This is a genomic window from Nocardia jejuensis NBRC 103114 (assembly GCF_001613145.1).
GTDB lineage: Bacteria > Actinomycetota > Actinomycetes > Mycobacteriales > Mycobacteriaceae > Nocardia > Nocardia jejuensis.
The window spans coordinates 17,789-27,115 of record NZ_BDBU01000073.1 but is presented as its reverse complement, the minus strand read 5'-3'; the positions used below and the strand labels follow the sequence as shown (position 1 = coordinate 27,115).

Genomic DNA, 9,327 nt, shown 5'->3' with positions numbered 1-9,327 from the left:
TCAGACCTCACGTATCACTCAGCACTCGTAACAGGAAAGATAAGCCATAAACTGACTGATCAAACGGCGTTTTCAACCCGGAAAAGTACTGTATCAACTCGCATCCTCCGGAAGCTAGTAGAACCGTGGCTGCCCCATTTTCTGCCCCAAATTCTTGAGCGTCTGCCCCACGAGAGTCGGCCTGAAGCGGTAGTCTGTGGAAACGGGCGGAAACGCCGGGCTCTCGGGGAGAATCCTATGTCGCACAACGACATTCAAACACTTTTGTTGTCGAATCATGGATCAGGCGGTTCGCCTCGCGTTTCTGCTGCTCAGCCCAATGTTCAGCTCGCTGGGCTCATGTCTGACCTTGGCGTCACCAGCAAGGGCCTGGCTCGTCGCATGCTGGAGTACAGCTCGCAGGACGGTGGTGCGGTTGTTTCCCTCAAGCACACAAACATCGCCCGATATCTGTCCGGTCAGACGGGTCGGCCCAAGCAGCGAACTTGCGATGTGCTCGTTGCCGTGCTCAGCATTGCCGCTGGACGGTCACTTTCCGCATCGGACATCGGATATCCGGACGAGCCTCAGCACAGTTCGAACGTCGAACTGGGGCGATTGCCAGAAGTTCGCTTGGATGCAATCTCCTTGCCGTTCGAGTCCGTGGACCCTACGTTTGTGACGCATCTGACCTCAATGCTGGACGCCCACGCTCGCATGGATGCCCTCTCTGGTCCTAGATACGTCGTGGGAACCCTCCAAGGCGAACTTCAGCTTGTTCAGGACCTATGCGGTAAGGCCCGCGGTGCGATCCGACCGGCGCTACTTGAAGTTGGAGCAAGATTCTGCGAGTTCGCAGGCTGGCTCTACCAAGATTCCGGCGATCTTCGGTGCGCGCTCTATTGGACTAACAGGGCCATGGACTATGCGGAGGAGTTGTATGACCCGAACCTGAGGTCGTACATCCTTCAGCGGCGTAGCAATATCGCGACAGAGAGCGGGTACGCGGCGCAGGGACTTGGACTGGCCAATGCTGCACTCCGTGGCTGGCATGAGATCGCGCCGGAGTTACGCGCCGTAGCTCTGCGTCAGCTGGCAAACGCTTACGCGATGACTGCGGAAGAGGATGAATGCAGGCAGGCGCTCGATCAAGCCATGGAGCAAGTCTTGTCTATTGACGAGTCGGGACCTGGGTCGTTGGCCCTGTACTGCACGCCTTCATACATCGAGATGGAGGCCGCTCAAAGCTGGCTTCGGCTTGGCCAGCCACAGCGTGCGGTTGAGACTTATTCGATGGCGCTCGATGATTGGCCCGCAGCTCAACGCCGAGACCGAGGACTGTGCACGGCCCGCCTTGCCTCGGCATACTTTGGTGTCGGTGAGTTTGATGCTGCTGCTAGATCTGGAGTCGAGGCGGCCAATCTGATTAGGTCCGCGCCCTCAGCCCGAGCTCTCGAAGTTTTAAGGCAGCTGTCGAAGCAACTTCGCCCAGTGCGAACTGTGATGTCCAATGATTTCGACCAGGCGGTCATCGGTTTGGTGTGAGCTAACGCGTTAGGCGCCGCAAATGCTCTTTGAAGGACTCGGCGAGCGATTCGAGCGCTCGTGCTCCCTTCTCGGCGGTTCCCAGCGAAGGGAAACCGATAACGCCGCTATCCGTGTACTCCTGCATTCCTGACATCAGCAGGAACGGCCGGTCGTCTGCGCGCCAGTCAGCAGTTCTGTACCCGTCGCGGAGCAGTTCCGGTGCGGTGTGGAGAAGTATCGAAGTTTCAAGCTCCCCTGCATGCATGTCTTCGTGGCCATCGGTTCGCATGCCAGACATGGCACGCGCAGATTCCCAGTCGCCGCGGCCCGGGAAGAGTGCAGTTTGAACACCGCCGGCGTTTGCCTCTTGAACCACGTTCTGCAACACGTAGTTGCCGCCGTGTCCGTTCACTACGACGAGCTTGGACACCCCTGAAGCCTGAAGTGAGCCGACGATGTCCTGAATCAGTGCTGTGAGGGTTGAGGCGCTGATGCTCACGGTGCCGGGGAAAGCCGCGTGCTCGTGTGAGCAGGAGAAGGTGATCGGCGGGAGCAGGAAGAGGTCAAAGTCCTCTGCCAAGCGCTTTGAGATCGCACAGGCAATGACTGTGTCCGTTGTCAGAGGGTGATATCTGCCGTGTTGTTCGAAGCTGCCGATAGGCAGAACTGCAACGCGTGAATCAAGGTCGGCCACCTCTGCGGATGTTGCGGTCGTCAGCAGATCCTTCACCTGACCAACATACGCGCTCGACCTTCGTGTGTAGCTCCGAGTCGGGCGCTCGCCAACCTTCGGGGGGCGCTCGGGGAGTGACGCAAGCGCCCCTTGAGCTCCGGAGCGCCCCTAACGCGCCCTGATGCCGGGGGTAGGGACTGAGTTCTCCTGAGTACCAACGGTTTCCGCAACGTACTCAAAGGAGTCGAACCAGATGGCAGCGCAGAGAAAGTCACTGCGGGTTCAACGGCCCTCGGCCGACATGAACATCGAGAACCTAATCACCATCCAAGAAGCGGCCGTCGCGTGCCGTGTTTCCGATCGGACTATTCGCAACTGGGTGTACCTGGGGCTGCTGACCCTCTGGGAGGTCGGCCCGAGGCTTAAACGGATCGACCGTATTGAGCTTCACCAGCTCGCAAAGCCTGTGGCAGGTAAGGCGGCTGCGTCGTGAACCGGGGGACGCTGCTGTTGACCGCCGCTGCGGCGGGCGCCTTGGCGTTTCTGAGCGCTCCTGGATTCGTGTTAAGCCTGCTGTTCGGTGTGGCAGCTGTGGTGTACGGCTTGCGCTTGTTCGTTGGCTTCGCATCTCGGCGGGGGTGGCGAAGATGAACCACGCAGATTTCGCCCGCTACAGCATTGGGTCACCCCAGAACTCCGCCCATGTCGATCCGGACGTGTATGCGGCGTCGCTGCGGGCCCGGCTGGTGTTCGCCGCGATCGCGGTGGTGTTCGGATTCGGTGTGGTGGCCGGGTTGATGCTCGGTCAGGGCAGTCCTCGTCAGGCTCCGTCGCCGAATGTGTGCCGCGCGGAGGAAGTTTCGCGGATCGATTGCGTCCACGTCACAGCGGTCCCGCCGATTTCGGTGGGGGTGCCGCGATGAACTGGGCATCGATCCTGGGCCCCAAGGCCGTACTGGAGGCGGAGAACGAGCGCCTGCGCCGCACGCTCGCCGAGCGGGACGCCAAGCTCGCGCAACTGTCCTCGGCGCTGGATGACGCCCTTGACCGTGAGCAGCTGCATTCGCTCACCGCGCCGCACGAGCGCCTCACGCCGGCGGCGGTCCTGGACCGCTTCGACCATCCCCGTGCCCAACACCCCGCCCCGGAACCGATCGCCCGCGGCGCCGCGTCACTACCGGCAGCGCGCGCTTGGTCCACCGCTCTGGAGGTCACCGCTGCGGGCGTGCCCGCCGCACCGGATCGGAGGCGATCGCGATGAGCGTCGATTCCACTCTCGAAGTGCACCAGCAGGTTCCGTTGCCGTCCCTTGATGAGGCGCGCGAGCTGACCGAGAACATTCGTCGCGGTGTCGAGCAGGTCTGGGCACTGGTCACCCACGCGTACGCGTGCCGGGTGTGGACGGTGCTGGAGTACGACAGCTGGGACGCGTACTGCTCGGTCGAGTTCGATGGGGCACGGTTGCGGATCCCGCGCGAAGAGCGTTCGCAGGTCGTGGAGTCGCTGCGGGAGAGCGGGATGAGCACCCGCGCTATCGCCGCCGCGACAGGACTCGGGTACGGCACAGTCCAACGCGGCATCGCGGAGCTGTCAGGTGATCCAAATGGATCACGTGACTCGGTGGTCGGTTTAGACGGCAAGCAGTACCAGCCCAAACCCGTTGACCGCGACACGATCACCGTGCCTGACTCGGCCGAGGAGCAGTCGGACCAGGACGAAGCCCCAGCGTCCCCGCGTCGCCGTCGCCCGCTCACCGATTCATTCGACACCGCCCGCGCCGACCTGCTGAAGAAGACCGACGCGCTGGCGCGGATCGCCGCCGACGAGCGGTTCGAACGGCACGCCGATCAACTCGCGCACCGGTTCCGCAGTGACCTGCTGCGTGCACGGGATGCCTTGCAAGCGGTCATCGATCGCCTTCCCGATTCTTCCGATCGTCCCGAGGAGGGATGAGTCATGCATCTTGTGGACCCCGAACAACCGGACACCCCGATGAGTAGCCAGGTCATTCACGTGGACAGCGCGTTGGCGCGTAACTGGCTCGAACGCAACCCCAACAACCGGCCTATCCGCCAGTCGCGGGTGCAGCAGTACTACGACGACATGGTCTCGGGCCGTTGGCTTTTCAACGGCGAAGCGATCAAATTCGGTCCCGACGGTGAACTCCTGGACGGACAGCACCGCCTGCACGCGATCGCCCGCACCAGCGGGATGAGCTTCGCGCTGCTGGTCGTGCGCGGATTGTCTCCGGACACCCAGGTCACGATGGATCAGGGCGCCCGGCGCACCCCGAGTGATCAGCTCACCATCAGCGGGATCACCAGCCACAACATGACGTTGGTCGCCGCAGCACTGCGCGTGTACATGGTGTGGCTCGAAGGGAACCTGTTCGGAGACAACCGGGCGTCGATCTCGACCACCAAGGTCGTCGAATTCGCCACCGCCTACCCGGAACTGGTGGCGATCACCGACCGGTTCACCGGTGTCGCGAAGCGGTTGAAGGCCCGCCCCGCGGTGGCGTGCGCGGTCGCGGTCCGGCTGGCGGAGATCGACGCCGCCGCGGCGAACGAGTTCGTGCGCCTGTGGGATTCGGGCGCGGGCCTGCAATTCGATTCCCCGATCCTCGCGCTGCGCGAACGCCTGGATTCGCTGCGCTCGACACGGGTGCGCACCAGTGACCGCGACCAGATCGGGTTGATCGTCTCGGCGTGGAATCTGTGGCGGCGTGGGCGTGCGGTGACCAAGTTGCAGCGCCCCAAGGGTGGGTTCACTGCCGAGAACTTCCCGGAGCCCAAATGAGCACTCCGCGCCATGAACCCGCCCACCTCGTTGCCTTGCGCCAGGAAGAGCAGCGCCTGAGCCAGATACGCGCGCTGCTCTCGGACATGCTGAATGCCGCGATCGATACCGAACGGCGCAAGGGGTTCCGAGACTGCGCGGCAGAAGTGGCCAAACAACAGTATTGGCACGAGGTCGAGGAGTCGGTGCACGACGATCTGATCGCCGCGACCCGCGTGTATTACGACACGCAACGGCGGCAGCGGCGTTCCGCAGCCGACCACCGCGCACACGGTGAACCCGTTCCCGAATCAGCGCCGGTCGATTCCCGCGATTGGCGGCGGTCGCGATGAGTTGCGCGTGCACCCCCGACCAGGAACCGGGCCGTGGCATGTGCCCGACGCATTACGCGGCCTACCGGACTCGTCAGAAGGCATACGGGCGGTGGAAGCCACGCGTTCCGGCGACCGAGGTCCGCGGGCATGTCGAGGCGATGCGCGCGGCCGGGGTGAACGCGAACCAGCTGGCCAAGCTGGCCGGGATCAGCCAGCCCGCGCTGAGCCGGATCATGGCCGCAGGCCCGGACGCCCGGGTGTCGTCTCGGTTGCACGACGCGGTGCTGGCGGTCCCGGTCCCCGAACGTGCCGCTGAGGTCACGACCGAGAACGCGCTGGTCCCGATCCTGGGGGCGCGCCGCCGCTTTCAAGCGCTGGTGGCCTCGGGCTACCCAGCAACCCAACTGGCACGAGAGCTGGGTGCGTCCTCGCTGAACCATCACACGATCCGGGCGTTGATGGGTCACCTCACCGACCACGGCGCTACCCCGCAGCAGATCAACGCGATGCGGGAGCGAGCGGTCAAGGACATGTTCGACCGGTTGCAGCTGATCCCGGGCCCCTCGAAACAGGCGCGTGCGTTGGGGGACCGGCATCGGTGGCCGCTGCCGATGGAGTGGGACGAGAACACCCTGGACGACCCGAACGGCCGCCCGACGCGGGCCCGCTGGACCTCGGCATCGAGCCGGGATGAGCGGCGTGAGCAAGTCGCGAACCTCACCGCCGGTGGACTCACCCGGGCGCAGATCGCCGCGCGACTCGGGATCACCGTGCGCCTGGTCGAGCGCGATCGCACTCTCGCCGCCGCCGAACGGGCTGAGCCATCGACTCCGGACCTGTACTCGGACACCGAGTTCGAGGCCATGAATGCCGTAGCGGCGCGAGCCCGCACCGATATCGCCGCGCGTCGAGCGCGTCCACGCCGACGGGGATTGGAGCGAACACGATGAACCACAACAAGAAGAACGACCGCCTCGCCGCTCTGGAGCGTCGTCACCGTGTCCAGATCATCGATGGACTGCGCGCCCGCGACCTGACCTACACCCAGATCCGGGAGATGCTCGGGGTCACTCTGCACCAGGTCGAGATCGTGTTGGGCGAGGCGGAAACGTTGCGCGGCCAGGGCTTCCGGACTCGGGAAATCGCGGCGGAGTTGGGTGTGCCAATCGGGTCACTGGGCCGGGTGCTTCCCGCTCGCCGACGTGACACGGTCACCGAACGCCAGTCTGAGGTGCTGGCCGGGGTGTCGCACATGCACGGCATGCAGGTCGATGTGCTGGCCGAATTCCTGAACATCGGACTCAACAGCACGTACGCGATCGTGTCGGAACTGATCGCCAAACGGCTGGTGTTCCCGCTGAAGAAGGTACAGCTCGGCCGGGCGTGGGTGTACCCGCGCCGCGACGTGGCCGCCCGCTACCTGAACTGGCGACCCGCCGACTGGGCACCACCGATCACCCACGCCGAGCACTACCGCGCCCAAGCCCAAGCCCGAATCATGCTCGTCGGATCGGATCCGGCCCTGTTCGTGTCCGAGCGTGTCCTACGCCATCAGGCCACGATCGCCGCCAAGGCCGAGGCCCAGAACCGCCGCGGCGCAGCGATATTGGAGTTCAGCACGGGATTGACGCCGATGCCAGGTCGCCCGCACCTGCATGACGGACATTTCCTCGGAGTCGTGCAGGGCACGCACGGCTGGTGGGCGCTGGAAGTGGAACTGAGCGTCAAAGATCCCCGCTACATGGACATCGCGTTGCACGGCGCGATCCGCGCCGCCCGGGACGCGGGCCCGTACTCGATGGTCGGGCTGCTGTATCTGTGCCGCACCCCCGCGGTGCGCAAGAACGTCGGCGACGCGCTGAACCGGCTCCCCGCCGAACTGCAAGCCCTCCCGCTGGAGCTGCATGTACGCGACTTCGACAAGGACTGGACCGCGTTCATCACCCGCCGCCACGAGGCCCGCGCCGCGAAAGCGAAGCACCGCAACACCTTCGAGATCTCCCAGGAAGCATCATGAGCAACGACTGCCAGCCCCTGATCACCCCCACCGACTGCGGCGACCCCACCACTCTCGCACCGCCGACCGACGGGTCGCTGTTCCCGCCGATCACCCCCGAAGCCCCGCCCGGACTCCCACCCGCAGTGCACCAGATCACTGACCCGGTAACCCACTGGGGCGGAACCGATCTCGCCGGCGCGGGCCACGCCGCCGAAACCGCGCTGGTGTGTGGGGCGGTGCTGACCGCGATGCTCGTGCTGATCGTCGCGGTGGCCGCGACACGGCCGCTGGAGCCGCACCGGCTGCGGAACTTCGCCGCCGCCGCTTGGGCTTTGCCCCTGGTGTCGGCGCTGGCGGGCGGGTCCTGGTCCACGCCGTGGAGCCTGCTGTGGGACGGGTCCGAGCACCTGACCGGCGGCGAGCTGGACGGGCTGTCGATGATGCTGGTGCTCGGGCTGCCCGCGACGATGCTGGCCGCGTCGCTGTGGTGGGCGCACTTCCTGATCAAGACCGACACGGTCGGTTTGAAGTCGCTGCGCCGCACCAAACGAGTGCAGGATTCGCTGACCGCGCGACGCCACCAGAGCGCGGCGCGGGCGGCGAAACACGGTGCGCCCCTGCACCGCGGGCACGACATCGTGCTGGGCACCCACGCCGACACCGTCACCCACAAATCTCCGGGCATGTGGCGGTCTCTGGCCCGTCGTCACGAACCGTGGCTGGCGATCTCCCATGCCGACACCAGGAAGCAGGTAGCGCTGTTCGGCGCTACCGGCAGCGGTAAGACCGAGCTGATCTGCACCTTCTCCACTGGCTTGTTCGATTACGAGTGGCGGGCCTGGCAGAAATGGTCCGCCGTGCCCGGGATGGCGGGCAAGCATTCGCGGCCGTTGCTGGTGATGATCTCGTGCAAAGGCGGGCAAGACGACGTCGAACTCGGGAAGAGTCTGCGCGAGTCCATGCTCGCGCGCGGCATCGCCCCCGAACGTATCGCTCTGGTCGGGGAAGGCATGGACACCCTCGACATCTGGGAAAAGACCCCACCGCGGCAGCTGCGCGCCATGATCGCGGCCCTGCTGGCAGCGACCGCCGAGGCCAGCACCGCGGAAGGCCAGCACTTCGAGGGGATGCAGACCCGTATCGCCTCGCTGGTGGTCGACGCCCCGATCGGGCCGCCACGCAACCACCACGAACTCCTGGAGCGCCTAGACCCGGACAAGCTCAAGGACATCTGGAACAACGCCTCCGACGTGGTGCGCCAGATCGACGCGATGCAGGCAGAGAAAGTCGCCCAGCTCGATGACGCACTGATCAAGTGCACCAACGTGTTCGAAGACCTCAAAGACACCCACGGGCGCATGGTCTTCGACGGTGGCCACGACATCGACGATCTCGACGTGCTGTTCATGACCGTCCCCGCCTTGGACAAGGACGCCGCCCGCGCCCAGGTCGCCACCACCCTGCGCTTGCTGATGGAACGGGCTGGGCGTACCGCGAAAGACCTGCGGCGCAGCGTGATCCTGTTCATCGACGAACTCTCGGCCCTGACCACGAAGAAGGGGTCGATCGGCATCGAGGACATCGCCGAACGCGGACGGTCCCAGAAGATCGCCATGGTGTTCTGCGGCCAGTCCCCGGAATCGATCGCCGCCGACGGGTGGGCGTTGGGACGCCTGCTCAAGACATGCGCCGGCGGAGTGCTGCTGGGCTACATGGAAAACGCGGGCGAACTGTGCAAACACGCCGGGTCCATCCCGGTCATGCTCCCGTCCCGGCACCTGATCAAAGGCCAGCGCCACGGCGACGAAGGCCAGGTCTCGGTCGGTGAGAAATGGCTCGTGGACCCCGACCGGGTCCGCCAGTTCGACACCGGCGACTTCGTGTACTTCAAACGCGGCCACGCCCGCTTCGGCCGCGTCGTGCTGCTGGACAGGTCCGTCCACACCCCGCTGCCCGGCACCGCGCCCACGAAACGCGCCACCCCAGCGCTGGGCGACGATTCCGCCCCCGCCACCGCCTGACCTCATCAGCCACGA

The 9,327-nt window shown here is 65.1% G+C and carries 11 protein-coding genes; 10 read left to right on the top strand and 1 reads right to left on the bottom strand.

Translation table 11 applies throughout. The features are described from left to right. Positions 1 to 237 precede the first annotated feature (237 nt). The gene (locus NJ1_RS36510) at positions 238 to 1,524 is read left to right on the top strand and encodes an NsdA family TPR-like regulatory protein (RefSeq protein ID WP_157574614.1); all 1,287 of its coding nucleotides are present in this window, start codon (positions 238 to 240) and stop codon (positions 1,522 to 1,524) included. 1 nt (position 1,525) lies between these two features. On the opposite strand, the gene NJ1_RS36505 is transcribed toward NJ1_RS36510, so the two are convergent. Beyond that, a complete protein-coding gene (locus NJ1_RS36505) occupies positions 1,526 to 2,236 on the bottom strand; it encodes a creatininase family protein (protein WP_067704515.1) in 711 nt (236 codons plus the stop codon). Between the two features lie 196 nt (positions 2,237 to 2,432). Here NJ1_RS36505 and NJ1_RS36500 point away from each other — a divergent pair, with 196 nt between their 5' ends. The 9 genes from NJ1_RS36500 to NJ1_RS36460 all read left to right on the top strand — a co-directional run bounded on the left by NJ1_RS36500 (position 2,433) and on the right by NJ1_RS36460 (position 9,312). Beyond that, complete coding sequence (locus NJ1_RS36500) at positions 2,433 to 2,672, top strand: MerR family transcriptional regulator (protein WP_067704512.1); 240 nt, start codon at positions 2,433 to 2,435, stop codon at positions 2,670 to 2,672. 154 nt (positions 2,673 to 2,826) lie between these two features. Next, a complete protein-coding gene (locus NJ1_RS36495) occupies positions 2,827 to 3,102 on the top strand; it encodes a hypothetical protein (RefSeq protein WP_157574612.1) in 276 nt (91 codons plus the stop codon). Beyond that, the gene (locus tag NJ1_RS36490; RefSeq protein ID WP_067704506.1) at positions 3,099 to 3,440 is read left to right on the top strand and encodes a hypothetical protein; all 342 of its coding nucleotides are present in this window, start codon (positions 3,099 to 3,101) and stop codon (positions 3,438 to 3,440) included. The genes NJ1_RS36495 and NJ1_RS36490 overlap by 4 nt, the downstream gene beginning before the upstream one ends. After that, positions 3,437 to 4,132, top strand: coding sequence for a hypothetical protein (locus NJ1_RS36485; RefSeq protein ID WP_067704504.1), 696 nt, complete (start codon positions 3,437 to 3,439; stop codon positions 4,130 to 4,132). The genes NJ1_RS36490 and NJ1_RS36485 overlap by 4 nt, the downstream gene beginning before the upstream one ends. Before the next feature lie 3 nt (positions 4,133 to 4,135). After that, positions 4,136 to 4,978, top strand: a complete 843-nt coding sequence (locus tag NJ1_RS36480; RefSeq protein WP_157574610.1) for a hypothetical protein — start codon at positions 4,136 to 4,138, stop codon at positions 4,976 to 4,978. Continuing rightward, positions 4,975 to 5,310, top strand: a complete 336-nt coding sequence (locus NJ1_RS36475) for a hypothetical protein (protein ID WP_067704501.1) — start codon at positions 4,975 to 4,977, stop codon at positions 5,308 to 5,310. Before NJ1_RS36480 ends, NJ1_RS36475 begins: the two co-directional genes overlap by 4 nt. Before the next feature lie 38 nt (positions 5,311 to 5,348). Then, complete coding sequence (locus NJ1_RS36470; RefSeq protein WP_157574608.1) at positions 5,349 to 6,242, top strand: helix-turn-helix domain-containing protein; 894 nt, start codon at positions 5,349 to 5,351, stop codon at positions 6,240 to 6,242. Next, positions 6,239 to 7,309: a hypothetical protein gene (locus tag NJ1_RS36465; protein WP_067704495.1), complete on the top strand. Its 1,071-nt coding sequence runs from the start codon at positions 6,239 to 6,241 to the stop codon at positions 7,307 to 7,309. The genes NJ1_RS36470 and NJ1_RS36465 overlap by 4 nt, the downstream gene beginning before the upstream one ends. Further along, positions 7,306 to 9,312, top strand: a complete 2,007-nt coding sequence (locus NJ1_RS36460) for a P-loop NTPase family protein (RefSeq protein WP_067704493.1) — start codon at positions 7,306 to 7,308, stop codon at positions 9,310 to 9,312. The genes NJ1_RS36465 and NJ1_RS36460 overlap by 4 nt, the downstream gene beginning before the upstream one ends. The last annotated feature ends 15 nt before the right edge of the window (positions 9,313 to 9,327 follow it).